This is a genomic window from Streptomyces sp. NPDC034086, assembly GCF_055575515.1.
Window position 1 is genome coordinate 105,498 of the sequence record NZ_JBVISM010000006.1, and the last position, 25,092, is coordinate 130,589.

General features: G+C 72.9%; 27 protein-coding genes. 7 read left to right on the top strand and 20 right to left on the bottom strand.

Going from position 1 to position 25,092, the window contains the following annotated elements; translation table 11 throughout:
- Positions 1 to 6 precede the first annotated feature (6 nt).
- The 12 genes from ACZ514_RS16915 to ACZ514_RS16970 form a co-directional block, all read right to left on the bottom strand.
- A complete protein-coding gene (locus tag ACZ514_RS16915; RefSeq protein WP_468168932.1) occupies positions 7 to 318 on the bottom strand; it encodes an STAS domain-containing protein in 312 nt (103 codons plus the stop codon).
- 16 nt (positions 319 to 334) lie between these two features.
- A complete protein-coding gene (gene glgX / locus ACZ514_RS16920) occupies positions 335 to 2,488 on the bottom strand; it encodes a glycogen debranching protein GlgX (protein ID WP_469125051.1) in 2,154 nt (717 codons plus the stop codon).
- Positions 2,485 to 2,823, bottom strand: coding sequence for an STAS domain-containing protein (locus tag ACZ514_RS16925; protein WP_467892684.1), 339 nt, complete (start codon positions 2,821 to 2,823; stop codon positions 2,485 to 2,487). Before ACZ514_RS16925 ends, glgX begins: the two co-directional genes overlap by 4 nt.
- Positions 2,824 to 2,864: 41 nt before the next feature.
- The gene (locus ACZ514_RS16930) at positions 2,865 to 4,688 is read right to left on the bottom strand and encodes an AGE family epimerase/isomerase (RefSeq protein WP_468169420.1); all 1,824 of its coding nucleotides are present in this window, start codon (positions 4,686 to 4,688) and stop codon (positions 2,865 to 2,867) included.
- A 1-nt stretch (position 4,689) separates the two neighbouring features.
- On the bottom strand, positions 4,690 to 5,136 hold the full coding sequence (locus ACZ514_RS16935) for a VOC family protein (protein WP_469125052.1): 447 nt from the start codon (positions 5,134 to 5,136) through the stop codon (positions 4,690 to 4,692).
- Positions 5,136 to 5,747: a DJ-1/PfpI family protein gene (locus ACZ514_RS16940; RefSeq protein ID WP_468168941.1), complete on the bottom strand. Its 612-nt coding sequence runs from the start codon at positions 5,745 to 5,747 to the stop codon at positions 5,136 to 5,138. Before ACZ514_RS16940 ends, ACZ514_RS16935 begins: the two co-directional genes overlap by 1 nt.
- A complete protein-coding gene (locus ACZ514_RS16945) occupies positions 5,740 to 7,359 on the bottom strand; it encodes a GMC family oxidoreductase (protein WP_469125053.1) in 1,620 nt (539 codons plus the stop codon). Before ACZ514_RS16945 ends, ACZ514_RS16940 begins: the two co-directional genes overlap by 8 nt.
- A gap of 13 nt (positions 7,360 to 7,372) precedes the next feature.
- Positions 7,373 to 7,744: a nuclear transport factor 2 family protein gene (locus tag ACZ514_RS16950; RefSeq protein ID WP_468168947.1), complete on the bottom strand. Its 372-nt coding sequence runs from the start codon at positions 7,742 to 7,744 to the stop codon at positions 7,373 to 7,375.
- 16 nt (positions 7,745 to 7,760) lie between these two features.
- Positions 7,761 to 8,216 (bottom strand): nuclear transport factor 2 family protein, encoded by a 456-nt coding sequence (locus ACZ514_RS16955; protein WP_469125054.1) that lies wholly within the window; start codon positions 8,214 to 8,216, stop codon positions 7,761 to 7,763.
- Positions 8,217 to 8,229: 13 nt separating this feature from the next.
- Positions 8,230 to 8,661, bottom strand: a complete 432-nt coding sequence (locus tag ACZ514_RS16960; protein WP_468168953.1) for a nuclear transport factor 2 family protein — start codon at positions 8,659 to 8,661, stop codon at positions 8,230 to 8,232.
- Between the two features lie 67 nt (positions 8,662 to 8,728).
- Complete coding sequence (locus ACZ514_RS16965; RefSeq protein WP_469125055.1) at positions 8,729 to 10,372, bottom strand: thiamine pyrophosphate-binding protein; 1,644 nt, start codon at positions 10,370 to 10,372, stop codon at positions 8,729 to 8,731.
- Between the two features lie 20 nt (positions 10,373 to 10,392).
- Positions 10,393 to 11,217 carry a type 1 glutamine amidotransferase domain-containing protein gene (locus ACZ514_RS16970; RefSeq protein ID WP_468168959.1) on the bottom strand — a complete coding sequence of 275 codons (825 nt, stop codon included), beginning with the start codon at positions 11,215 to 11,217 and terminating at the stop codon, positions 10,393 to 10,395.
- Between the two features lie 283 nt (positions 11,218 to 11,500).
- Between ACZ514_RS16970 and ACZ514_RS16975 the strand changes: the two genes are divergently transcribed.
- The 5 genes from ACZ514_RS16975 to ACZ514_RS16995 all read left to right on the top strand — a co-directional run bounded on the left by ACZ514_RS16975 (position 11,501) and on the right by ACZ514_RS16995 (position 14,977).
- On the top strand, positions 11,501 to 11,767 hold the full coding sequence (locus ACZ514_RS16975; RefSeq protein ID WP_468169423.1) for a UBP-type zinc finger domain-containing protein: 267 nt from the start codon (positions 11,501 to 11,503) through the stop codon (positions 11,765 to 11,767).
- 113 nt (positions 11,768 to 11,880) lie between these two features.
- Complete coding sequence (locus tag ACZ514_RS16980; protein ID WP_469125118.1) at positions 11,881 to 13,518, top strand: NAD(P)/FAD-dependent oxidoreductase; 1,638 nt, start codon at positions 11,881 to 11,883, stop codon at positions 13,516 to 13,518.
- Between the two features lie 84 nt (positions 13,519 to 13,602).
- Complete coding sequence (locus ACZ514_RS16985; protein ID WP_469125056.1) at positions 13,603 to 14,094, top strand: hypothetical protein; 492 nt, start codon at positions 13,603 to 13,605, stop codon at positions 14,092 to 14,094.
- Positions 14,095 to 14,171: 77 nt separating this feature from the next.
- Positions 14,172 to 14,501, top strand: a complete 330-nt coding sequence (locus ACZ514_RS16990) for a putative quinol monooxygenase (protein ID WP_469125057.1) — start codon at positions 14,172 to 14,174, stop codon at positions 14,499 to 14,501.
- Positions 14,498 to 14,977 carry a group II truncated hemoglobin gene (locus ACZ514_RS16995; RefSeq protein ID WP_468168968.1) on the top strand — a complete coding sequence of 160 codons (480 nt, stop codon included), beginning with the start codon at positions 14,498 to 14,500 and terminating at the stop codon, positions 14,975 to 14,977. The genes ACZ514_RS16990 and ACZ514_RS16995 overlap by 4 nt, the downstream gene beginning before the upstream one ends.
- A gap of 105 nt (positions 14,978 to 15,082) precedes the next feature.
- On the opposite strand, the gene ACZ514_RS17000 is transcribed toward ACZ514_RS16995, so the two are convergent.
- From ACZ514_RS17000 to rpe, 5 genes are all read right to left on the bottom strand, one after another.
- A complete protein-coding gene (locus ACZ514_RS17000) occupies positions 15,083 to 15,457 on the bottom strand; it encodes a barstar family protein (protein WP_468168971.1) in 375 nt (124 codons plus the stop codon).
- On the bottom strand, positions 15,454 to 15,891 hold the full coding sequence (locus tag ACZ514_RS17005) for a guanyl-specific ribonuclease (protein WP_469125058.1): 438 nt from the start codon (positions 15,889 to 15,891) through the stop codon (positions 15,454 to 15,456). The genes ACZ514_RS17000 and ACZ514_RS17005 overlap by 4 nt, the downstream gene beginning before the upstream one ends.
- Positions 15,892 to 15,940: 49 nt before the next feature.
- Positions 15,941 to 16,162 carry a hypothetical protein gene (locus ACZ514_RS17010; protein WP_388943635.1) on the bottom strand — a complete coding sequence of 74 codons (222 nt, stop codon included), beginning with the start codon at positions 16,160 to 16,162 and terminating at the stop codon, positions 15,941 to 15,943.
- 142 nt (positions 16,163 to 16,304) lie between these two features.
- Positions 16,305 to 17,318 carry a sugar-binding transcriptional regulator gene (locus ACZ514_RS17015; protein ID WP_468169429.1) on the bottom strand — a complete coding sequence of 338 codons (1,014 nt, stop codon included), beginning with the start codon at positions 17,316 to 17,318 and terminating at the stop codon, positions 16,305 to 16,307.
- A 138-nt stretch (positions 17,319 to 17,456) separates the two neighbouring features.
- Positions 17,457 to 18,143 carry a ribulose-phosphate 3-epimerase gene (rpe, locus tag ACZ514_RS17020; protein WP_468168977.1) on the bottom strand — a complete coding sequence of 229 codons (687 nt, stop codon included), beginning with the start codon at positions 18,141 to 18,143 and terminating at the stop codon, positions 17,457 to 17,459.
- A 134-nt stretch (positions 18,144 to 18,277) separates the two neighbouring features.
- On the opposite strand from rpe, the gene ACZ514_RS17025 reads away from it, so the two are divergent.
- Positions 18,278 to 19,543 carry an MFS transporter gene (locus ACZ514_RS17025; protein WP_469125059.1) on the top strand — a complete coding sequence of 422 codons (1,266 nt, stop codon included), beginning with the start codon at positions 18,278 to 18,280 and terminating at the stop codon, positions 19,541 to 19,543.
- A gap of 17 nt (positions 19,544 to 19,560) precedes the next feature.
- On the opposite strand, the gene ACZ514_RS17030 is transcribed toward ACZ514_RS17025, so the two are convergent.
- Positions 19,561 to 21,027 carry an RsmB/NOP family class I SAM-dependent RNA methyltransferase gene (locus ACZ514_RS17030; protein WP_468168983.1) on the bottom strand — a complete coding sequence of 489 codons (1,467 nt, stop codon included), beginning with the start codon at positions 21,025 to 21,027 and terminating at the stop codon, positions 19,561 to 19,563.
- Positions 21,028 to 21,084: 57 nt separating this feature from the next.
- Positions 21,085 to 22,029 (bottom strand): methionyl-tRNA formyltransferase, encoded by a 945-nt coding sequence (gene fmt, locus ACZ514_RS17035; protein WP_468168986.1) that lies wholly within the window; start codon positions 22,027 to 22,029, stop codon positions 21,085 to 21,087.
- Between the two features lie 248 nt (positions 22,030 to 22,277).
- On the opposite strand from fmt, the gene ACZ514_RS17040 reads away from it, so the two are divergent.
- Positions 22,278 to 22,808: a hypothetical protein gene (locus ACZ514_RS17040; RefSeq protein WP_468168989.1), complete on the top strand. Its 531-nt coding sequence runs from the start codon at positions 22,278 to 22,280 to the stop codon at positions 22,806 to 22,808.
- Between the two features lie 172 nt (positions 22,809 to 22,980).
- Here the strand turns inward: ACZ514_RS17040 and ACZ514_RS17045 are convergent, their stop codons facing one another.
- Positions 22,981 to 25,080 carry a primosomal protein N' gene (locus ACZ514_RS17045; protein WP_468168992.1) on the bottom strand — a complete coding sequence of 700 codons (2,100 nt, stop codon included), beginning with the start codon at positions 25,078 to 25,080 and terminating at the stop codon, positions 22,981 to 22,983.
- Between the last annotated feature and the right edge of the window lie 12 nt (positions 25,081 to 25,092).

Sequence of the window (25,092 nt, forward strand, 5' to 3'; positions counted from 1 at the left end):
TCGTGCTCAGTCATCGGAGAGGACGATGCTGCGGTCGAGGCCGGCCGTGCGGATGGTCCGGGCGACCGGCTCGATGGCGCCGGTCACCTTGATGGTGACCGCGCCCCCGACCTTCTGCTGGGCGAAGACCAGGGAGCGCAGGCCGGCGCTGGCCATGTAGCCGACTCCGGCCATCCGGATCTCGACGGTGCCGGTGCCGTGCCCGGCGGCCTTCTCGATCGTCTGGTGGAACTCGGGCGCGGTCTTCGCGTCCAGCTCGCCCGTCAGTTCGATCACGGTGGTGTCGCCCTCGATGCTCAGGGACACGGAAAGCGGCATGTCAGGTCTCCTTCGGTCAGGGCGTGTCGGTCGTCTCGGGGCCGGGTGCGTCGGCGCGGCCGACCAGGATCACGACCGAGCGCGGGCCGATCAGGTACGTGCCGGCGTGGTCGAGCGCCTGCTCCGCCCCCGGGGTGCGGATGTCGTACGGTGCCTCGGCGCCGGTGTCGGCGAACAGGTGCCAGCTGCGGCCGCCGGGCAGGGCGGGCAGTTCCAGGTCGTGCGCCTCCCAGTGGGAGTTCATGGCCACGTACACCACGTCCTGGTCGCCGGCGCCGCAGCGGGCCACCGCCAGCAGCCGGCTCTCCGCCGACCAGTCGGGCTGCCAGGCCCGCTCCCCGTGCCAGCTGATGTCGGGCAGGCCGAGGCCCTCCCGGAGCCGTCCGGTGGGGTGGGCGGTGGACCGCAGTTCGCGGTGGTGTCCCCGGAAGGCGATCATCTGGCGGGTGAACCGCAGCAGTTCGGCGTTCTCGTCGACCTGGTCCCAGTCGAACCAGGACAGCTCGTTGTCCTGGCAGTACGTGTTGTTGTTGCCCTGCTGGGTCCGTGCGACCTCGTCCCCGGACAGCAGCATCGGGATGCCCTGGCTGGTGAGGAGGATCGCCAGGGCGTTCTTCATCTGGCGCAGCCGCAGCGCGTTGACCCCGGGGTCGTCGGTGGGTCCCTCGGCCCCGCAGTTCCAGCTGTTGTTGTCGTTGGCGCCGTCGTTGTTGCCCTCGCCGTTGGCCTCGTTGTGCTTGTCGTTGTACGAGACGAGGTCGGCGAGGGTGAAACCGTCGTGCGCCGTCAGGAAGTTGACGGAGGCCGAGGTCCCCCGGCCGGAGTAGAGGTCGGGCGAGCCGGCGACCCGGGTCGCCAGTTCCCCCGTGACCCCGGGGTCGCCCTTGAGGAAGCGGCGGACGGTGTCGCGGTACTTCCCGTTCCACTCGGCCCAGCGCCCGTAGGCCGGGAAGTTGCCGACCTCGTAGAGGCCGCCCGCGTCCCAGGCCTCGGCGATGAGCTTGGTGTGCCGCAGGACCGGGTCGAAGGCGAGCATCTCCAGCAGCGGCGGGTTGGGCAGCGGGGTGCCGTCCAGGTCCCGGCCGAGGATGGCCGCGAGGTCGAAGCGGAAGCCGTCGATGTGGTAGTCGGCGACCCAGTGGCGCAGGCAGTCCAGGACGTAGTTGCGGACCACGGGGTGGTTGCAGTTGACCGTGTTGCCGGTGCCGCTGAAGTTGAAGTAGTACCCCTCGGGCGTGAGCATGTAGTACGTGGCGTTGTCGAGGCCCTTGAAGGAGATGGTCGGGCCCTGCTCGTTGCCCTCGGCGGTGTGGTTGAAGACGACGTCGAGGATGACCTCGATGCCGGCGGCGTGCAGGTCCTTGATCAGGGTGCGGAACTCGTCGCCCTGCATCCCGTAGCGGCCGGTGGCCGCGTAGCCGGCCTTCGGGGCGAAGAAGGAGACGGTGTTGTAGCCCCAGTAGTCGTAGAGCTTCTCGCCGGTCTCGGGGTTGCTGCGCGGGTTGTCGCTCTCGTCGAACTCGAAGACGGGCAGCAGCTCGACGCAGTTGATCCCGAGTTCCTTCAGGTACGGGATCTTCTCCCGCAGGCCCGCGAAGGTGCCGGGGGCGGTGACCTGCGAGGAGGGGTGCCGGGTGAAGCCGCGCACGTGGGCCTCGTACACGACGAGGTCCTCGGCGGGGATCCGCAGCGGGCTGTCGTCCCCCCAGTCGAAGTCCTGGAGACAGACCCGTGAGCGGTACTGGTAACCGCGGCTGCGGTCCGGCTCCACGCCCCACACGTCGCGGCCGGCGATCAGCCGGGCATAGGGGTCGGAGAGGACCTGGCGGGCGTCGAAGCGGTGGCCGACGGCCGGATCGTAGGGGCCGTCCGCCCGGTAGCCGTACTCGATGTTCTCGTGGTCGAGGCCGAAGACCGTCATGGCGAAGACGCTGCCGGTGCGGAACTCCTCGGGGAACCGCAGCTCGGCCATCGGCTCGGGCTCTCCGCGCTTGTAGATGACCAGCGACATGGAGGTCGCCCGGTCGGAGAAGACGGAGAAGCTGACCCCGCCGGGGACCACGTTGGCCCCGAAGGGGAACGGCTTGCCCGCGCGGACGCGGTACCCGCCCACCTCGTGGGTCGGATAGGCGTCCACGCGCAGCACCTGCTCGGAGCGGGAGTCGCTCATCGCGCGGCCCTGGCCCGGGTGGCGGCGGCCTCGCCGGTCTCGAAGAAGTCGAGGAATCCGGTGGCCGACATGACGAACCGGACTTCCTCGCTGACCCCGTACAGGGTGACGGCCACCCCGGCGTGCTGCGCCTCGCGGTAGACGACGAGCAGCGTGCGCAGCCCGGCGCTGGAGACGTAGGTGACGGCGGTCAGGTCGATGCGCAGCGGCCGGCCCTCGCGGACCAGCGGCAGCAGGGACTCCAGCAGGGTGCCGGAGGTCTCGCTGTTGATCTCGCCGGTGGCGACGAGCACGGTGGCCGTCTTGTTCCGGCGTTCCTTCACGGTCAGACTCATGGACTGCTTTCCCCTCTTGTTGGGGCGCCCCCCGTTGGGCACTACTGCTCGTTCACCGGCCGGAGCCGGACCTTGACCTTCACCCGCCCCTGGACGTCGGGGAGGCGGACGGTCAGCCCGTCCGCGTCGAACTCCCCGTACGGCTTCTCGTCGATCTCCACGGACGCGATCCGCACGGATCCCGCGGGCAGCAGGTCGGGCGAGACGCGCAGGATCCGGCCGGGCAGGTCGGCCGGGTCGGGCTGGAAGTGGAAGTCCATCTCCCGCCCGTTGACGAGGAGGTTGTTGTAGACGGCGGCCAGGTAGCAGAGCTCCGCCGAGTGGTACATGGACATCGAGTGGCTGCCCTTGAGCCGCTCCGTGCCGAGCAGGTACGGCGTACCGCTGGCGAGCACGTTGAAGTAGACCGCTCCCTCGTCGTGGTCGAGGAAGAAGGTGTTGTAGAAGGCCTGGGCCCACCGGGCCTCGCGCCGGTTCGCCTCCCCGCCGACCGTGCCGTTCAGGATCAGGTAGGCGAGGATCGCCTGTTCCTGCTGCCACCAGGCCTTGCGGTCGTGCCAGGCGAACCGGTAGGCCTCCTGGTCCCCCTCCCTCACCCGCTCCACGACGTCGTACCAGCCGCCGCGCTGCCGGTCGCTGCCGACGGCCGGCATGATCTCGCCGATCTTCCGGGCCAGCTCCTGGTAGGCGGGCTTGGGCTTGAGCGAGTTCATCCGCATCAGGTTCCAGGCGATCTTCAGGTTGTGGCCGACGACCGCGCGGTTCTGCTGCCAGCTGTGCGCGGTGTCGTGCGACCAGTCCCGGAAGAAACGTTCCTGGACGAACGGGCTGTTCTCGTAGTCGGGGAACCGCTCCGCGATGGTGTCGAAGGTGTACTCGAGGAAATCGGCGTACTTCTGCTCGCCGGTCGCCAGGTACAGGTTGATGAGGTAGGCGGGCGCGTGGTCGCCGACCGAGTTCCAGTTCTTGCGCTCGGCGTTCTCGCCCAGCGACTCGTGGTCGGCGCTGAACAGGATCGGGTCGATGTGCGAGAAGTAGCCGCCCTGCTCCGGATCCTTGAAGAACTTGTCGAACAGGCGGATGGTGGCGTCGGCGTCGTCGCGGATCCGCGAGTCGCCGGTGACGCGGTAGGTCTGGACGGGGCCGGCCAGGGCGTAGATCTGCTCGTACATCGGGATCGCGTCGTAGTCGTCGGAGAACTCCGAGGTGAAGAGCTTGCGCTCGCTGTCGCCGTCGACGCTGATGCCGTGGTACCAGAAGACCACGTCCTCCTCGCCGTCCACGACCCGCATGTGCTTGCGCAGGTACTCGGTGCCGCGTTCGGCGATCTCCAGGTACTCGTCCTTGCCGGTGAGCAGGTAGGCCGAGGCCATGCCGTAGACCAGCCGGGAGATGGTGTCGGTCTCCTGGACGTGGCTGGCGGTCTTGTCGCCGCCGAGGCGGATCTCGGTGCGGTACTCGGTGAAGTCCACCGGCCCGTCGCCGAACTGGGCCCGCTTGTAGAAGTCGGCCAGCGACTCGATCTGCCGGATCCACCAGCCGGCCTCCTCGAAGCGGAAGTCGTCGGCGCCGCGGCCCAGGAACACCAGCCGCTTGGCGTCGAAGCGCACGCCCCCCTCGGGGTAGTGGACCCCGTAGGCGAAGAGGAACCGGCCCGGGGAGAGCATCTCGTCGATGTGGCCGGAGGCGTCGACGTACGGCTCGTCCAGGTTGCGCACCAGCTCGGCGCTGGGGCCGGAGGCGAGCGACAGCTCGAACTCGCGTTCGTCGACGGTCTTCAGCCGCAGCAGCCGGGACGAGGAGTCGAAGCGGACGACGTGGCCCGCGATCGTGTCGGAGAAGGAGAAGCCCAGCGAGCCCGCCATGTCATGCACCGTCCTTGTCGTATGAGCGGTCGTCCTCGTATCCCTGGCTGACCTCGACGATCACGCCGTCGGGGTCGCGCAGCCAGACGGTCCGCCAGCCGCAGATGAAGTCGTCGAAGTCCAGCGGCCCCAGGGTCACGTCGGCCGCGTCGCCGAGGTCCGCGAGGAACGCGTCGACGCTGTCGGTCCGGAAGGCCAGGTGCCGTACGCGGCCCGGGGCCGGCGGACCGTCCTCGTGCGCGGGCCGGGCCGGGCCGGCCGTGGCCGCGAAGAGCTCCAGGTACGCGTCCCCCTTGCGCAGGAACACGATCCGCGACTCCCCGAGGTCGACGACCCGGGCCCGGGTGAAGCCGAAGTACCGGGTGTAGAACTCCTCGGTGCTCTTCTGGTCGGCGCAGTTGAGGCCCACGTGCGACCAGACCAGGGGACGGTCCCCGCCGCCGGGCATCAGCCGGCCCCCCGGCCCCGCCCGGCCGCGACCAGTTCGATGATCCGCCGGGCGAAGAGGTGGTGGTGGGCGCCGGTGCGGCCGGTGACCAGGTCCCCGTCGACCACCACGTCCTCGTCCACGTACTGGGCGCCCATGTTGCGGACGTCCCCGACGAGGTTGTTGTGGCAGACCACCTTGCGGCCGCGGACCTTGTCCGGGATCGAGGAGGCCAGCCACATGCCGTGGCAGATGATCCCCTTGAGCACGGCCGGCTCCTCGAAGGCCCGCCGCAGCAGGTCCGTCGCCGGCGCGAGGACGTCCACGTCGTCGGTGTAGCGCAGCCGGTCGGCGACCATGCCCGAGGGCACGACGAGGGCGGCGTAGCGGCGCAGCTCCTCGTCGTCCAGGCCCTCCACGGACTTCGCGGCGGTGAAGGGGGCCCGGTACTCGTGTCCGGTGAAGGTGAGGGAGTCGTTGCCCCACAGCCGGGTCAGGAAGTCGACCTCGGCGCCCTCCTCGGCGAAGCGCCGCTGGTAGTAGAAGATCTCGGGTTCGTAGAAGTCGCTCTCGACCAGGACGGCGATCCTGGTCCCGGTCAGCGCCCCCTCGCGCAGGACCACGTCAGGCACGGGAGATCCCCCTCAGGAAGTCCGCCGCGCGCTCGGCGATCATCGCGACGGCGGTGTGGCAGTTGCCCGACGGGACGGCGGGCATCACGCTGGCGTCGACGACGCGCAGGTTCCGTACGCCGTGGACCCGCAGCTCGGGGTCGACGACCGCGAGGTCGTCGATGCCCATGCGGCAGGAGCCGGCCTGGTGGTGGTAGCTCTCCGACTTCCGCCGTACGAAGGTCCGCAGCTCCTCGTCCGAGGCGGTGCCCGGGCCGGGCTGGAGCTCCTGCTTGTACCAGGGCGAGAAGGCGGAGGTCGCGAAGAGCTCCCGGGCGAGCCTGACGCCCTGCACCATCCGCTCCAGGTCCCAGCGGTCGCCCAGGTAGTTCGGGTGGATCAGCGGGTGGGCCAGCGGGTCGGCGCTCGCGAGCCTGATCCAGCCGCGCGAGACCGGGCGCACGACGCCGGGCAGGATGGAGACGGTGTTCGGGTGGTCCTTGCCGACGATCACGTCGAACGGGACGTGGACGAAGGCGATCTGGAGGTCCGGGGCGGGCAGTCCGGGCCGGGAGGACAGGAACAGGGCGCTCTCCGACAGGTTCTGCGCGGGCGGCGGGAGTTCCTGGGTGACCTCGGCCATCAGCCCGGTCAGCACGTGGTTGTGGAAGTTCTCGCCGACCCCGGGCAGGGCGGCGGTGACCTCGATGCCGTGCTCGCGCAGCCGTGCGGGGTGTCCGATGCCGGAGAGCAGCAGCAGCTTCGGGGACTCGATGGCCCCGGCCGCCACGATCACCTCGCGCCGGGCCCGTACGGTGTGCGTGCCGGGGGCCGCCGCGGTGCTGTGGCGGTCCCGGACGGTGCGGCCGGGGGCGTCCCCGCCCGGAGCCGTGGCGGGGGGCCGGAGCTGGACGTACTCGACGCCCGTGCAGGTGTCCCCTTCGAAGAGCAGCCGGGTGGACGGGGCGCTGGTGCGCAGCGTCAGGTTGGGGCGGACGAGGGCCGGTTCCAGGTAGGCCGCCAGCGCGCCCTGGCGGCGGCCGTCGGCGACGTCGATGTGGTGCCAGCCGGTGCCGAAGAGCCCGCGCCGGGGGCCGTCGGTGTTGAAGTCGGCGATCTCCTGGTGGCCCAGCTCGACGGCGGCGTCGATGAAGGCGCGGGAGACCGGGCTGGGGCCGTGCAGGCCCGCGTTGGTGATCCGCTGCGGTCCGGCCGTGCCGGTGGTGGCGGCGGTGACGTCCTCCTGGTCCTCCAGCAGGGCGAAGTACGGCAGGACGTCCTCGTACGCCCAGCCGGCCGCGCCCTGGTAGGCCCAGTTGTCGAAGTCGGAGGCGTGGCCGCGGACGTGCATCATGATGTAGAGGTTGCTGCTGCCGCCGGGGGCCTTGCCGCGCGGTTCGTAGGTGCGGCGCCCGCCGAGGCCCGGCTGCGGCACGCTGGTGTAGCCCCAGTCGACGGGTCCGCCGAGCAGCTTGTACCAGGAGGACGGGTCGTCCACCTCGGGCGGGACGCGGGGGCCGCCGGCCTCCAGGACGAGGACGGAGACGTCCGGGTCCTCGGAGAGGCGGCGGGCGAGGACGCTCCCGGCGGTGCCGGAGCCGACGATCACGTAGTCGTACTGCTCTGTGGCCACGGGTCCGGTCCCCTCAGCCCTGGTCCAGGACCTGGAAGGGGACGGTGTCGTGGTAGTTCGCCATGTAGGCGATCCGTCCGTCCACGATCTCGAAGAAGTTCATCACGTCGGCCTCGATGGCCTCGCCGGACGCGCTGACGGCGCTGAGCCGGGAGACGGCCGCGGCCTTGGTCCCGTCGACCAGGAAGTGCACGGGCTCGTTGCGGAAGACCCGGTACAGGGTCCCCATGCCCTTCATCATCGAGCGCAGGGTCTCCAGGCCCTCGATGTGTCCGGCGAGCTGTTCGTCCATGACCTGGTCGTCGGCGAACAGGTCGCACCAGCGGTCCCAGTCCCCGGCGTTGGCGTACTGGTAGTACTTGGTCAGGATCTCTCGGGCGTCCATCGCGTCTCTCATCCCCCTATCGGTCCCTGCGGGTCCCGTCCGGCGCGAACGGTGCCCAGAACTGGCTGAAGGCGGCCGCCGCGTCCCCGAAGAGGCCGTCGCGGCCCTCGGTGATCCGGCCGTCGTGCCACCGCATGAAGTGGAAGACCTCGTAGTCCATCCGCTCGTACGGGGAGGTGCTCGCCGGGTCGGCGCCGTCGCGGAGCGCGGAGTTGCGGCACACGTCGGCGCTGCAGTCCTCCCCGACGAGGACCGCCTCCAGGTCCATCCGGAAGGTGCCTCCGGTGAGCTTGTGGGTCCGGCCCATCAGCTCCAGGAAGGCGTCGAGGCCCTCGTACCGGCCGGCGAGCGGGTGGTTGCCCGGCACGAGCCAGCGCAGGTCCTCCGCGTAGTACTCGAGGATCCGCGCGCGGTCGCCGGAGCCCAGGGCCCGGTAGGCGGCCTCGACGCGTTCGCGTGTCACGTGGGTCATCGCCGCCGCCTCCTCAGAGCGAGCCCGAACCGGGCATCGGCGCGAGCTCGTTGACGGTGTACTGCTTGATCAGCGGTCCGTCGCCGCCCGCGACGAGCGTCCAGGTCTGGTCGGCGTCGAAGCCCAGCCACCGGCTGCGGGCGGCCGGCGGGTCCCAGACCTTGGCCTGCCAGTTGACGAGGACCCGGACGACGGCCCGGCCGCCCTCGATGACCGGCTCCACCTTGGTCACCGTGTGCACCTCGTCGAAGAACCGGTGGGTGACGGCGTCGTACCAGCGGCCGAAGCCCTCGTGCCCGAGGAAGGTGTCCTCGGGGACCTTGAACTCCAGGTCCTCGGTGATGAGCGCGAGGACCCGCTCCAGCGGGAGGTGCCGGTCCAGGGCCACGTACCAGTTCTCGGCGAAGGCGCGGATCGCGTCCTCGGTCAGCCGCTCGGCGGGCATGCGGTCTCCTCCTGTCCGTGGGTGTGTCGCGTGGTGTTCCCCGGCGGTGCGGGGGTGCGGGCGCTGCTCAGACCTGGACGTCGACCAGGTAGGGCCCGGGGTGGGCCAGCATCCGGTCGACGGCGGCCGCGGCCTCGTCGGGCTTCTCCACCCGCGTGCCGTCGGCGCCCAGCGCCCGGGCCAGCCCGGCGAAGTCGATCTCGGGACGGGAGAGGTCGAAGGAGCCCGGGAAGGGGTGCTCGGCGATGTCCCGTTCCCGCCAGTACTGGGCGATGTTGTCGTCGAGCAGCCGGTACTTGCGGTTGTTGCAGACCACGAACTTGGCGGCGATGCCGTGCCGGACCGCCGTCCACAGTGCCTGGTAGGTGTACATGGCCCCGCCGTCGCCCGCGAAGCCGACGACGAGCCGGTCCGGGCGGGCGAGCTTGGCGCCGACCGCCCCCGGGAAGCCGACGCCCAGCGAGCCGCCCCGGGTGAGGTGGTAGTCGCCGGGCCGTTCGGGCGGCAGGTGGCGGGTGACCAGCGGGGAGGTGGTGAGCGCCTCGTCGAAGACGATCAGGTCCCCGCCGGTGCGTTCGGCGAGCGTGCGCAGGAAGACGGCCATCGGCGTGTCGTCGTCCGGCCGCCGCGCCGCCGCCCGGGCCCGCTCGCGGACCCGTACGTCCAGCCGCGCGGCCGCGGCCGCCCGCCGGACGGGGGTCAGCCGCTGTTCCAGTACGCCGGCCAGCGCGCGCAGCGCGTGCCGCGGGTCGGCGGCCAGTCCGAGGTCGACGGGGTGGTTCTTGGCGATCTCGTAGGCGTTGAGGTCGATGTGGACGACCTTGGCGCCGGGCCGGAAGGGGTTCTCCAGCTCGGGGAAGACCTCCGGGAAGACGTAGGTGCCCACGATCAGCACCCCGTCCGCCTCCGCGACCAGTTCCCTGCTGTGCGGGCCGAACATGTGGCCGCTCTGGCCCCGGCGCAGCGGGTGCGAGGCGGCGATGTTCACCTCGGAGGAGTCGACCTCGTACACGTCGGCGCCCAGCAACTCGGCGACGGCGGCGAGTTCGGCCTGTGCTCCGGAGAGCGCGACCCCGTCCCCGACGAGGACCACCGGGCGCTCGGTCCCGGCCAGCAGCTCGGCCGCCCGGCCGACCGAGGCCGGCGAGGGCGCCACGTCGGTGAGGGGCACCGTGGCGGGCAGCACCGGCTCGGAGTTGGGTTCGTCGAGCACGTCCATGGGCAGGGCCACGAACACGGGACCGCGCGGCGGGGTCAGGGCGATCTTGACGGCCCGCCGGACGGTGCGGAGCACGGACCGCGGGTCGGTGACCCGGGTCGCGTACTTGGTGACGGGCCTGGCCATGGCCACCAGGTCACAGGCCATCTGCGCGTCCATGGCGTCGTAGCGGACCCCGGCGTCGCCGGCGACGACCACGAGCGGGGTGTGGCCGCGCAGCGACTGGTAGAGCATGCCGATGCCGTTGCCCAGTCCCACGCCGGAGTGCAGCTGGAGCAGGGCCGCACCGCCGGTGGCCCGGGCATAGCCGTCGGCGATGCCCGCGGCCACGGTTTCCTGGAGGGCGAGGACGTACTGGAAGTCCGCCGCCGCGTCCACCGCGTCGAGGAATCCCTGTTCCACCGTTCCCGGATTTCCGAACATGACGTTCAGCCCGTCGGCCCTGAACTGTTCGATCAGCCTTTCCCGTCCGGGAGTGGCTTCGGTGTCCATCGGACTCCCCCTTTTTTCCCCTACCACCCGTAGCGGGTGAGACCGTCCTCCAGGACTTCCACGATCTTCTGCCCCGTGAGGTACGAGTCGGGGGTCGAGCGGCCGGTGACGAAGGGGTAGTCGACGACCACCGAGAGCGGCTTTCCGAAATTCCCGTGATAGGCGCCGCGCGGTCCGGTCGCATCGCGCAGGATGTACTCCAGCGGATACGGGGGCGGCCCCATGTTGAAATCGGTGCCGAGGAATCCGGTGCCGTCCTTGTAGTCGTACTCCTTGCAGTGGCCGGTGACGTGCTTGCCCCAGATGATGCTCCTGCGGTCGTCCCAGTCCCGGGCGAACGCGAGGCAGGCCACGCCGTAGCACTCGGCGGCCACGACCTTGCCGGCCTTCTCGAAGGCCAGGATCAGGGCGTGCACCCGCTCGTTGTTGGCGAGGTCGGCGATCGGACCGCTGCCGCCGACGATGAGGACCGCGTCGTACTCCGCCACGTCGGCGTCGAGCTTGTCCAGGTCCCGGTGGTACTGCTCCAGCTTGCGCAGGTATCCCTCGTCGCTGGTGTACGGGCGCTCGGGCACCCACGCCTCGATGTCGAGGGGCGAGTCGAGCCGGCTCGACCGCTCGAACTCGCGGCCGAGCCGGGCGTTCTCCTCGGTGGTGACCGAGCGGCCCAGCGGAGGGTCGACGTAGTTCGCGTCGAGGCTCGGCGGAAGTGCGTGGGCGCGCTTTCCGGTCGGCGTGGCGAATACGGTCTCGTAGCCCCGCTCGTCGAACGTGGAAACGGGTCCGATCAATTCCTCGGACCAGTAGCCGTGTTCGGAGACAATGACCAGAATCTTTCTGCTCACAGATTCCTCCAGGCGCCGCCTGTTGTCGTTTGCGTTCCCCACACTGCGTGCACCGGGTGCCCTCGTCAAAGCGCGCGAAGGTGACTTCGTGAGGTAGCGGGCAAGGTGACGGCACCACCTCACCTAGTCGGCCGCCGAGGTCAGGAAGTACCCGCCGGACTTCCTGACTTCGGCCGGATCGGTGAACCGTTCCCGGGATTCCGGCTCTATGGTCTGGACGCGCCGTGGTGGACGGGCGCGACGGGGTGTGGAAGTGCCGAGGAGAGGGACGGGGACGATGACGATGGAGTTGTGGTGCACGCACATCGACCGGATACGTCCGGTGGAGCCCTCCGCCGAGGGCTGCGAGGAGTGCCTGCGGCTGGGTGACGGGTGGGTGCACCTGCGGATGTGCCTGAGCTGCGGGCACGTCGGATGCTGCGACTCGTCGAAGAACCGCCACGCCACCCGGCACTACCGGACGACCGCGCACCCGGTCGCGGCCTCGCACGAGCCCGGCGAGGAGTGGGCGTGGTGCTACGCCGACCAGCTGATGCTGGACCGGGCGTGAGCGCGGCACCGGAGGGCGCCGCCCCGGCCACGACGGCCGCCCCGGGCGTCACGGTCCCGGGCGTCACGGGCGGCGCCGCACGCGCGGAGAGCCGCAAGCCCGTCATCCTCGCCGTGGACGACGACCCGCAGGTGCTGCGTGCCGTCCGCCGCGACCTGCGCAGCGCCTACGGCGACCGCTACCGGGTGCTCGGCGCCTCCTCGGCCGCCGACGCCCTGAAGATCCTGGACTCCCTGGACGAGCGCGGCCACGACCCCGCGCTGTTCCTCGTCGACCAGCGGATGCCGGACGTCACCGGGGTGGAGTTCCTGCTGGAGGCGGTCAGCCGCTTCCCGGACGCCCGCCGGGTCCTGCTGACCGCGTACGCGGAGACGGACGCGGCCATCACCGCCATCAACCGGGTCCGGCTGGACTACTACCTGCTCAAGCCCTGGGACCCGCCGCACGAGCGGCTCTTCCCGGTGCTGGACGACCTGCTCTCCGACTGGCTGGCCGCCTACCGGCCGGCGTACGACGGGATCATCGTCGCGGGCCACCTGGTCTCCCCCGGCACCCATGCCGTCCGGGACTTCTTCACCCGCAACGGGCAGCCGTTCCGCTTCCTCAACGTCGAACGGGACCCCGAGGCGCTGACGGTGATCGCCGCCGCGCCGGCGGACGCGGCGCTCCCGCTGGTGCGCTTCCCGGACGGATCGGTCCTGCCGGCCCCGTCCGACACCGAACTCGCCCGGCGCCTGGGCCTGGCCACCACCGCCTCCCGCCCGCACTACGAGTGCGTCATCGTCGGCGCCGGCCCGGCGGGGCTCGCCGCCGGGGTGTACGCGGCCTCCGAGGGCCTGTCCACGCTGATGCTGGACTCCCGCGCCCCGGGCGGCCAGGCCGGCACCTCCAGCCTGATCGAGAACTACCTGGGCTTCCCCTCGGGGCTCTCCGGCGGGGACCTGACCCGCCGGGCCACCATCCAGGCGTCCCGGTTCGGCGCCGAGATCCTGCACCCGGTGGAGGTGGTCTCCCTGACCCGGGCCGACCCGGCGAAGGTCCTGACCCTGGCGGACGGCACGGAGATCAGCGCGGAGACGGTGCTGCTGGCGACCGGCGTCTCGTACAACCGGCTCGGCGCGCCCGGCGCGGACCGCTTCGAGGGGGCCGGGCTCTACTACGGCGCGGCGACCACGGAGAGTTCGGCCTGCATCTCGCAGCACGTGTTCATCGTGGGCGGCGCCAACTCGGCCGGCCAGGCGGCGGTCCACTTCGCCAAGTACGCCGCCCGGGTCACGGTCCTGGTGCGCGCGGCCTCCCTGGAGGCGAGCATGTCGCGCTACCTGATCGACGAGATCGGCCGCACCCCCAACATCGAGGTGAGGGTCCGCACCACGGTCACCGCCCTCCACGGCGGGGAGCACCTGGAGCGGATCACCCTGCACGACGCCGGCACGGGTGAGGACCGGGAGGTGCCGGCGCGGTTCATGTTCACCTTCATCGGCGCCCGTCCGCACACGGACTGGCTGGCGGGGGTCGTGGAGCGGGACGAGTACGGCTTCGTCCTCACGGGTTCCGACCTGATCGCCAACGGCGGCGAACTCCCGGCGGAGTGGAGCCTGGAGCGCGCCCCGTACCCGCTGGAGACCAGCGTCCCGGGGGTCTTCGCGGCGGGGGACGCGCGCGCCCACTCGGTCAAGCGGGTCGCCTCGGGCGTCGGGGAGGGCGCGATGGCGGTCTCGCTGATCCACCGCTACCGCTCGATGGGCTGAGCGGGCCGCGGCGGCCGCTTCCACGCCGAGGGCGAACGGCCGGAGCCTTGCGATCACGGCGAGAACGGATGCAACGTTGATTACATGATTACAGCCGAACAGAGCGAGCAGCTCCGCGCGTGGTTCGCCGAGCGCCTGCCGGTGGACGTCTACGCGTCCCTCCTCTCGGTCACGGTCGACCGGGAGGAGATCACGGTCGTCGGCAGCGTCCCGGCGTCCGAGTCGGTCAGGGAGTTCCGCGAGCGCACCCGCGAGCAGCGGATGGAGGTGGCCCGCGAGGCGGAGGAGCTCTACCGCCGCAAGGTCGCCTGGGGCGTGGAGTCGGGCGGGGAGACGGTCCTGTTCACCCACCTCGCCGTCCCCGTCATGACGCGGCTGCGCCAGTCCGAGCGCCAGGTGCTGGACACGCTGGTCGCCGGCGGCGTGGCGCGCAGCCGGGCCGACGCCCTGGCGTGGTGCGTGCGCCTCGTCGGGGAGAACGCCGACGCGTGGCTCGGCGAGCTGCGGGAGTCCCTCGACAGGGTGCGGCAGGTCCGCGCCCAGGGCCCGGACCTCCAGAAGTCGCGGTCCGAGTGACGGAAAACCTGTCCGGGTACGCATGATCGCGGAAAGGTAGCCGGGACGACCTGATCCCAGGGAGAGGCACGCAATCCATGACCACCACCGTCGAGTACATCCGCTACCGGATCGCCCCGCAGGACCAGCGGGCGTTCGAGGACGCGTACGCCCGGGCCTCCGAGGCCCTGGCCGCGTCCCCCGAGTGCATCGACTACGAGCTGGCCCACTGCGAGGAGGAGAAGGACCGCTACGTCCTCCGCATCCGCTGGACCTCGATCGAGGCCCACCTGAACGGCTTCCGCAAGGGTGAGCACTTCCCGGCGTTCTTCAGCGCGATCCGCCCGTACGTGACGACCATCGAGGAGATGCAGCACTACCTCGTGACCGGCGTGGCAGGTCCGGGAAAGGGCGCCGGACAGTCATGAGCACGACTCCCACGATCTACGAGTGGATGGGCGGGGCACAGGCCCTGCGCAGGCTCACCGACGTCTTCTACGCCCATGCGCTGCGCGACGAGGTCCTCGCCCCGGTCTTCGCGGGCATGGACGCGGAGCACCCCCAGCACGTCGCGGCCTGGCTGGGGGAGGTCTTCGGCGGTCCGGCCGCGTACTCGGCGCACCACGGCGGCCACCCGCACATGGCCACCAAGCACCTGGGGCGCGGCATCACCGAGCGGCAGCGCCGCCGCTGGGTGGACCTGCTGCTGGACACGGCCGACGAGGTCGGCCTGCCGGCGGACCCGGAGTTCCGGGCGGTGTTCGTCTACTACATCGAGTGGGGTACGCGGATGGCCCTGATCTACTCGGGCCCGAACCCGCCGCCGGTGGACGGGGCGAAGGTTCCCGTCTGGTCCTGGGGCCAGACCCCGCCCTGGCAGCCGGAGGCCGCGAAGGCGGAGTGACGTCCGGCCGGGGCCGGGGCCGGCGCCCGGGCCGGCCCCGGCCGGACGCACCACGGCCGGCGCGCCGTCGCCCCGGCCGGCCTCGGTGGGGCTCGGGCCGGCGCCTCAGTGCGGCTCGGGCCCGGCCAGCAGCACCGTCAGCGCGGGAGCGCCGTCCTGCTCCCGCCAGAAGTCCGCCGCGCCCTCGAGGACCTCCGTCAGGGTGTCCCAGTCGTCCGGCCGGTCGGCGGCGTAACCGCGCCACGAGGTCACCGCCAGCAGCCGCCCGGGCGCCTCGGGCAGCCAGGACAGGTCGGCCAGGACGTCGGCCAGCGCGTCCCAGTTCCCGCCGAACCACTCCGGCGCCCGCAGGGCCCGCGCGCAGCGCCGCATCAGCGCCGCCTTGCTCCGCACGCCGTCCAGGTCCAGCCGTACGACGCTCCAGCCGGCCTCCCGCGCGGCGGCCAGGGCGGGCGCGAGCGGCCGCGGGTCGAGGCTCATCGCAGAACCGCCTTGAAGGTCTCGTAGTGGTCGTCCGTGTAGTAGAACTCCCCGCCCCGGCCCGTCACGATCCGCCGCGCCCCTCGGCCGCGCTCGCCCGGGGTGCGCACCGTGAACTCGTGGTAGTAGCCGCGCTCCCGCTTCGGCAGGGCCTTCTCGAAGTTGCCGAAGACGGTCCCGTCCTGCCGGTGGGCGTACGGGCCGCCCTTGTCGATGAGCGCGAGCACCTCGCGGGCCTGCGGCGGCAGCGCGTCGGCCCGCACGGCCGGCATGCCCTCGGCCCACGCGGGAGCGGCGGCGCTGCTCGCGGCGGACGGGAGCCGCGCCGGGGCGTCCCTGGCTCCGCAGCCCGCCAGGGCAGCGGTCAGCGCGGCGCAGAGGAACAGGACCCCGAGCGCACGCGTCAAGGATCGGGGCACGCTCCTGAGGATCATGCCCCGATCGTGCCAAATATCCGATCCGGTGGCGAACAGCCAGGCGGTGTCAGAGTGCGGACATCTTGAAGTAAGGACTCAGGATGCGCTTCTGGACCGATCCGAAGTCGACGAGGACGGCGACCCCCTCCTCCACACCGACGACACGGCCGAGGCCGTGCTCGTCGTGACTGACCCGGTCGCCGACGTCGAACCGCCTCAGGGGCGGCTCAGCGGGGGCTTTGAACGGGCTTGACGGCAAATGACGGCGAGGTACTGCTGACTTGGTCATCAGAATCAGTATGCGCCCCCGGAGCGCCCCGCGGCCCCATGCGCAGATATCGATTGCGCACCCTTCGCCCCGGGAGCCCCCCGCGGCCCCGGCCGGAACGTGACCGTCAGCGGTCGGGACCGGCCCGCTCCGGGCGTCCGCGTCAGTCGTCGGGGTCGGCCCGGTCCAGGGCCGGCCGCAGTCCGGGCTCGGACTCGGTGAGCAGGTAGTCGGCGACCGCCGTGTCCGTGACGAGGCTGGTCACCAGCCCGGAACGGAGCACCGCGCCGATGGCGGCGGCCTTGCGCAGCCCGCCCGCGATGGCGACGACCTCGGGGATCCGGCGCAGCCGGTCCGCCTCGACGGTGATGCAGCGCTCGCCCAGGTCCCGCCCGACCCGGCGGCCCTCCTTGTCGAAGAGGTGGGCGGACATCTCGGCGGCGACGCCGAGCGAGGCGTAGTGGGCCCGCTCCTCGTCGGTCAGCATGTCGTGGACGGTCGAGATCCCCGGCTCCCAGGAACCGATGGACACGGCCGCGACGGTGACCTTGTCGAAGTACTCGAAGGCGCGCGCGATGCCGGTCTGGCTGCGCAGCGCGGCCGCGGTCGCCGGGTCGGGGAGCAGCATCGGGGCGTAGATCGGGTGCGCGTCCCCGCCGGAGACCTGCGCGGCCCTGCGTACGGCCTCCACCGAGCCGCGCTCGGCGGTCCCGGCGTCGTACACGCCGGTCAGCTGGACGACGGTGCAGGGGGGCAGCCGGTGCAGGGAGGCGGCCATGTGGATGGTCGACCGCCCCCACGCCAGCCCGAGCACGTCGCCCTCGTTGACGAGCTCGCCGAGCAGGTCGGCCGCCACGGCGCCGAGGTTCTCGGGGTCCGGGGCGTCCTCGCTCGCGTCGGCGGGCGATTCCACCACGACGGCGTGCCGCAGCCCGTAGCGGGCGCGGAGCGCGTCGGAGCGCTCCGCGTCCAGTTCCGCCGGTACGCGGATCTCGATGCGTACGAGATCGCGTTCGAGGGCGGTCTCCAGGACCCGGGCCACCTTGAAGCGGCTCACGCCGAACTCCTCGGCGATCTGGATCTTGGACTTGCCCTCCAGGTAGAAGCGGCGCGCCATGGCCGCCGCCTGCACCAGCTCCGCGGGTCCCATCCGCAGGGCTGACCGTCCCGCCGACATTGCAGACACCGCGCTCTCCTCACTGCTGTTCACACTGTCGTGTTCACACTCTCGACTCGCCGTTCATCCTGTCAGATCCAACGGCCATTGATCAGCCTGGACGGCTTCCGTTCACCGAGCCGTCCCCTGGCGCCCGCCTCAGTGGCCGCAGGCCCAGGGAGCGGCGGCGATGGCCGCCCCCGCCTGCTCGCGCAGGGTGCGGACGGCGGCGGCGGGATCGACCGCCCCGTAGACCGCGCTGCCCGCCACGAACACGTCCGCGCCGGCCTCGGCGACCCGCTCGATCGTCGTGGCCGAGATCCCGCCGTCGACCTGGAGCCAGAGGTCGAGGCCGTGCTTGGCGATCAGCTCCCGGGTCCGGCGGACCTTGGGGAGCATGATGTCGAGGAAGGACTGCCCGCCGAAACCGGGCTCCACCGTCATGATCAGCACCATGTCGAGCTCGGGGAGGATGTCCTCGTACTGCTCGATCGGGGTGCCGGGCTTGAGCGCCATGGCCGCCCGTGCCCCCTTGGCCCGGATCTCCCGCGCGAGGCGCACGGGGGCCGCGGCGGCCTCGGCGTGGAAGGTGACCGAGCCGGCCCCGGCCTCCACGTACTGCGGCGCCCAGCGGTCCGGGTCCTCGATCATCAGGTGCAGGTCCAGCGGGATGTCCGTGGCCCGGCTCAGGGATTCCACGATCGGCACGCCGAGGGTCAGGTTCGGGACGAAATGGTTGTCCATGACGTCGACGTGCAGCCAGTCGGCCCCCTCGACGGCCCTGGCCTCCTCGGCGAGACGGGCGAAGTCGGCGGACAGGATGCTGGGATTGATCTGAACGGCCATGCCCCAAGCCTGCCATGCTCCCGGGCACTTCCGGCCACGGCCCCGGAACTCGCCGTTGTCGTAGCACAGCTTAATTGATCAAGGCAGCGATACTCGCTTGTCCTTCGCGGTGGGTCACCGCCACCGTTACGTACATGACAACCGCCCCCGCCACCGGTTCCGCCACCGGCTCCCCCCTCGCGCCGCCCGCCCAGGACAGCCCCTGGCGCAATCCCGATTTCCGCGCCCTGTTCGGCGCCGCCACCCTGGGCCAGTTCGCCGCCAACACCGGCTACATCGCCGTCCCCCTGCTCGCCCTGACCGCCCTCGACGCCGGCCCCGCCCAGGTCGGCGCCCTCGCGGCCCTGTCCACCGCCGCCTTCCTGCTCATCGGCCTCCCGGCCGGCGCCTGGGTGGACCGCCTGCGCACGCGCCGGGTCCTGATCACCGCCGACCTCTCCCGGGCGGGGCTCCTCGCCTCCCTCCCGCTCGCCTGGTGGCTGGACGTGCTGACCCTGCCCCAGCTGTACGCCGTCGTGCTCCTCACCGGCTGCGCCACCGTGTTCGGCGAGGTCGGCTCCCAGAGCGCCCTGCCCCGGCTGGTCGGCCGGGGCGGCCTGGTCCGCGCGAACGCCGCCATGGCGACCCTGATGGCCGTCGCGAACATCGCCGGCCGGGGCGCGGGCGGCGCCCTGATCGCCTTCCTGACCGCACCCGTCGCCCTGGCCTGCGCGGCCCTCGGGCACCTCGGCTCCGCCCTGCGGATGCTGGGCGTCCGTCCGGTCCCCGGGCCGCCCGCCACCGCGCGGATCCCGCTGCGCGCCCAGATCTCCGAAGGACTGAGGCACGTACTGGGTCATGCGGAGCTGCGCGCCCTGGCCCTGACGGCGAGCCTGAACAACCTGGGCGGCTCGATGATCAACGCCATGCTGCCGGTGCTCTTCGTGGCCGAACTCGGCCTGTCCGCCGGGGCGCTCGGCCTGTTCTGGGCGGCGGGCGGGGCGGGCCTGCTGTGCGGCGCCCGGCTGGCCCGGCCCTTCGCGGCCCGCGCGGGCTACGGACCCGCCCTGACCCTCAGCCTGACACCGGCGGCCCTGCTGGTGCCGATGGCGGACCGCGGACCGTGGCTGTGGGTGGCCGGGGCGGGCTGGCTCGTGGCCACCGTGACGATCGGCAGCGGCAACGTCCTCGGCGTCAGCCTGCGCCAGCACCTGACCCCGGACCCGCTCCTCGGCCGCATGAACGCCACCTTCCGGTTCATGCTGACCGGCGCCATCGCCCTCGGCTCGGCCCTCTCCGGCCTCCTCGCGGAGTTCGCCGGCCTGCGCACCACCCTCTGGGCCGGTGCGGCCGTCCTGGCGCTGTCCTTCGTACCGTCCCTGCTGTCGCCGGTCCGCGGCCGGCGCACCGTGGAAGGGTGAGCGCCGCCGCCCGGGCCTCAGGCCGTCCGGCGCAGCAGGGCGAGGTACATGGCGTCCGTACCGTGCAGGTGCGGCCACAGCTGGACGTCCGGGCCGTCGCCCAGCGCCGGCACGCCCTCCATGTACGGGCGGGCGTCGATCAGTTCGGCGGCCACCGGCTGCGCCCCGGCCCCCCGCCCCTTGAGGACGTCGTCCACGACCACCCGCGTCTCCGCCAGGTGCGGGGAGCAGGTCGCGTAGCCCACGACACCGCCCACGCGCACGGCGGACAGGGCCTCGCGCAACAGGGCCCGCTGGAGCGGCGCGAAGCCCTCCAGGTCCTCCGGGCGACGCCGCCAGCGGGCCTCCGGACGGCGCCGCAGCGCCCCCAGGCCCGAACAGGGGACGTCCATCAGGACCCGGTCGAAGGAGCCGGGCAGCCACGGCGGCCGCGTACCGTCAGCGGCGATGACCTGGTACGGGCCGGGGTTGCCGGACAGGGCCCGCTCGACCAGGCGCGCCCGGTGCGGCTGCTTCTCGGAGGCCAGCAGGAACGCCCCGCGCCGCGCCGCCAGCGCGCCCAGCAGCGCCGCCTTGCCGCCCGGACCCGCGCAGCCGTCCAGCCACCGCTCGTCACGGCCCTCGACCGGAGCCGCCGCCAGCGCCATGGCCACCAGCTGGCTGCCCTCGTCCTGCACACCGGCGCGCCCCTCGCGCACCGCCTCCAGGGCGCCGGGCTCGCCGCCCTCGGCCATCCGGACGGCGTACGGGGACCAGCGCCCCGGCAGCGCCGAGTCCTCGCCGACCGCCTCCAGCAGCTCCTGCGGCGTGGACCGGCCGGGGCGGGCCACCAGCGTCACCTCGGGCCGCTCGTTGTCGGCCTCCAGCAGGTCCTCGATGCCGGCGCGGCCGCCGCCCAGCGCGTCCCACAGGGCGCTGACGACCCAGCGCGGGTGGGAGTGGTAGACCGCCAGGTGCTCCTCGGCGTCCTCCTCGTACGGCGGCGCGACCCGCTCCAGCCAGCCCTCCAGGTCATGGGCGGCGATCTTGCGCAGCACGGCGTTGACGAACTTCGCCCGCCCGTCGCCGAGCACCACGCGGGCCAGCTCCACGCTGGCGGAGACCGCCGCGTGGGTGGGGATGCGGGTCCCCAGCAGCTGGTGCGCGCCCAGCGAGAGCACGTCCAGGACCGGCGGGTCCACCTCGCGCAGCGGCCGGTCCACACAGGCGGCGATGACCGCGTCGTACGTGCCCTGCCGGCGCAGCGTCCCGTAGACCAGCTCGGTCGCCAGGGCCGCGTCACGCGCCTGGAACCGCTCGTCCTGCCGGGCCTTCTTCAGCAGCGGGGGCAGGACCAGGTTCGCGTACGCGTCGCGCTCGTCCACCGCCCGCAGCGCCTCGAAGGCGAGCAGCCGGACGGGGTCCTTCTGCGGCCGGCGGTAGGGCTTGGCCTGCTTGCCGGCGCCCGTCTTGGGGGCGGGACGACGACGGGGCTGTTCGCTCACGTGAAAGGTGCTCCGGGGTTACGAGGTGCGGTTGCGGAGGGGAGGGGAGGCTCGGGTTCAGCCTACGACGGGCGCGCCCAGGCGCTCGCCGGGAGCGATGCGCACCCCGCGGGCCCAGTCGGCGCCCTTCATCGGCTTCTTGCCCTGCGGCTGCACCCAGAGCAGTTCGACGGCGTGCGAGCCGGTGCCCACGTGGACGTTGTTCTTGGCCGGGGCCAGCTCGCCCGGGGCGAGGTCGGTGCGTTCGGGGACGAGCCCGACGGAGATCAGCTTGAGGCGCTCGCCGCGGAAGACGCTCCAGGCCCCCGGGGCGGGGGTGCAGCCGCGCACCACGCGGTCGGCGCGCAGCGCGGGCGCGTTCCAGTCGACCCGGGCGTCCTCGACGGTGATCTTCGGCGCGAGGGAGACGCCCTCCGCGGGCTGCTCCATGGCGCGCAGGCTGCCGTCCTCGATGCCGTCCATGGTCGCGGACAGCAGTCCGGACCCGGCGAAGGCGAGGCGGGTCAGCAGGTCGCCGCTGGTGTCGGTCGGGCGGATCTCCTCGGTGAGGACCCCGAAGACCGGACCCGTGTCGAGGCCCTCCTCGATCCGGAAGGTGGAGGCTCCGGTGACCTGGTCCCCCGCCATGATCGAGTGCTGGACGGGGGCGGCGCCCCGCCAGCTCGGCAGCAGCGAGAAGTGCAGGTTGACCCAGCCGTGGCGGGGGATGTCGAGCGCGCTCCTCGGGATCAGCGCCCCGTACGCGACGACCGGGCAGCAGTCCGGGGCGATCTCCCGCAGCCGCGCCTGGAACTCCTCGTCACGCGGCCGGACCGGCTTGAGGACCTCGATGCCGGCCTCCTCGGCGCGCTCGGCGACGGGGCTGGCGACCAGGCGCCGCCCGCGCCCGGCCGGGGCGTCGGGCCGGGTGACGACGGCAGCGACCTCGTGGCGCCCGGAGGCGATCAGGGCGTCCAGGGCGGGTACGGCGACCTCGGGGGTGCCTGCGAAGACCAGCTTCACTGGGTCCTACCTCGCTATCTCGGCTGTCAGCAGCACACCAGTCTATGGGACGTCCACCCGGGCCCACCTGCGGTATCGGGGGGCGTACGCACACACACGCGCCTCTCGCATATGCCGACACGCCCCCAGTGCGTGACCTGGGCGCCCGCTGACGCGTTGGTCAAGAGAGATTGACCGAAACGGGCCGCGATCAAGAACGGTGTCTGCGGCCCGATCCGCTCTCCAGCACCGGTTCGAGAGGCTTCTCCATGGCCGACCACGCCACCCATGACGCCCAAGCACGGGCCAGCCTGCACCTCCTGGTGCGGGACATCGAGCGGGTTCGCCGGCAGGTGGACGCACTGCGGACGCTCACGGCCCAGCTCGGGAACGTGTACCGTCCGCGCCGCTCCGGGCCCTCCACGGGCTTCGTCGTCTACGGCAGGGCCCCCGCCCCCACCGTCCGGCTCGCGCAGGAGCTGAGGGACAGCGTCGAGACGCTGGTCACCGCGGCGGTGGACTTCGACCGCTCCCTCGGCTTCTCCTGGGACGCCGTCGGCTCGGCGCTCGGCGTCACCAAGCAGGCCGTGCACCGCCGCTACGGCGCACGCCGCGCGCAGGCCGCCGAGGCCGCGGAGCCGCTGGCCGAGGGCACCACGACCCGCACCCTGGGACCGGTCCCCACGATCCCCGCGGCGCGCTCGGTGCCCCCGCAGCCCGTGCGCGAGGAGGCGCAGGCCGGCGCCACGGCCGTACCGGCGGGCCGCACCTCGGCCTTCCCCGGCCCCCGCAACGGCTGACCGCCGCCCGCCTCCGCCGGGACGCCGACCCCCGACGGCCGGGCGCGGCGGCGGTACCCACCCCCGGCGGGGCGGCCCCCGCGGCCGCCCCGCCGGGGGTTTCGCACGCCCGGGTCCGGCCGGTGCCCGTGTCCTCCCGCTCCCGGCCACCGGACCCGGTGCCCGCGCCGGGTCAGCCGATGTCCGGGGGGTCGATCCGGACCCGGACCGCCTCCCCCGCCGGCACCCCCCGCGCCAGCCGGGCGGCCTGCGCCTCCTTCAGCGCCCGGGCCAGCGCGGCCCCGCTCCCCGGCGGGACCCGCACCAGGGCCCGTTCCCCCGGAGAGGGCTCCCCGCGCCGCCCGGGCAGCGGTACGGGCCCCAGGACCTCCGCGTCCGCCGGCAGGTCGGCGGCTTCGAGGAAGGCCTCCAGCGCGTCGGACCGGCCGGCCACCGCGGCCATCCGGGACACCGGCGGGAAGCCCAGCTGGGCCCGCTCGGCCAGTTCCCGCACGGCGTGCCCGACCGGGTCCCAGCGCACCAGCGCCTGCACGGGCCGCAGCGTCGGCTCGGCGACCACCACCACCTGCCCGTCCCCCCGGACCAGCGAGGCGGCGGCGATCCAGCGGCGCAGGGCGTCCTCCCCGGCCCGCAGGTCGGGCCTCCCGAGCATCGCCCAGCCGTCCAGCAGCAGCGCGGCCGCGTACCCGGCGCCGGCGGCGACCGGCTCGGCGCCGGGGGTGCACACCACCAGCGCGGGGCGGTCGGGCACCTCGTCCAGCACGTGGTCGCGCCCGGAGGTCCGTACGGGAACGGCGGGGAAGGCACGGCCCAGCTCCTCGGCGGTACGCCGCGCACCCACCACCTGGGCCCGCAGCCGGAAGGAGCCGCACTCCTCGCAGTGCCAGGCGCTCTCGGCCCGCCCGCACCAGCCGCAGTGCAGCTCCCGCTCGTCGGGGGCCTCCAGCGGCCCGGCGCACACCGTGCAGCGGGCGGGCGTCCGGCAGCGCTCGCAGGCCAGCCGCGGCACGTACCCGCGCCGCGGCACCTGGACCAGTACGGGTCCGCTCTTCAGGCCCTCCCGTACGGTCTCCCAGGCCAGGCTGGGCAGCCGGGCGGCGCGGGCCGCCCCGTCCCGGGCCAGCAGTTCGTCGCCGACGGTCCGGATGCGGGGCGCGACGGCCCGTACGGTCTCGCGGTCCGCGACGAGCGGGCGGGCCCAGCCGGACTCCACCAGCTGGGCGGCCTCGACGGTGCAGCTGGTGCTCCCGGCCAGAAAACCGCAGCCGTCACTGACCGCGCGCAGCTCCAGCACCTCCCGCACGTGCGGGAAGGGGGCGTGGTCGTCGCTGTGGCTGGAGTCGCCGTCGTCCCAGACGGCGACCAGCCCGAGGTCCCGTACGGGCGCGAACATCGCCGCCCGGGTGCCCACGACGGCGCGGACGGAACCCCGGCTCACCGCGAGCCACTGCCCGTAGCGCTTCTCGGGGCCCGACTCGGCGGTCAGCAGCGCGTGCCTCCCCTCGCCCAGCAGGGCGGTGAGGGCGGTGTCGACCCGGGCGGCGGTCCGCCCGTCGGGGACCACCGCGAGGGCACCGCGCCCGGAGGCGAGGGTGGCCGCCATGGCCCGGGCGAGCTCGTCGGCCCAGCCGGGACCGGGCAGCGCCGTCCACACCGCGCGGGGGGTGCCTCCGGTGGCCAGGGCCCGCAGGAAGGCGGGCCCGGCGCCGTAGCGGGTCCAGCCGCCGGGCTCGGGAGCGGCGGGCGGGGGCAGCGGTGCGGGCGAGGGCCTGGCCTCGGCCCGGGCGCTGCGCGGGGGCAGCGCCAGCTGGAGCACGTCGGCCAGGCTTCCGGCGTACCGGTCGGCGACGGCCCGGGCGAGGGCCAGCATGCCCGGGCCGAGGACCACCTCGGGCGAGACCACCTGGGCGAGGGCGGCCAGGGCCCCTTCGTAGTCGGACTCGGCACGCCGTTCCACGATGAAGCCGTCGATGAGCCCGCCGCCCTCGCGGCGGCCGCCGTGCACGCGGTGTCCGCCCGCGCCGAAGCGGACCCGGACGCGCACGCCGGGCTGGGCGGCCTCGGACAGCTCGGCGGGCACGGCGTAGTCGAAGAGCCGGTCGAGGTGGAGGACGCCCTTGTTCACGAGGACCCGGGCGACGGGCAGCTCCTCGGCCACGGCGGCCCCGCGCCAGGTGCGCGGCTTGGCCTTGGGCGCTTTGGCCTTCGCCTCGGCGACCATTTCCCGGATCAGGGCGAGCTGTTCCGGCTGGGACTCGTTCGCGCTGCTCACACAGGCATTTCT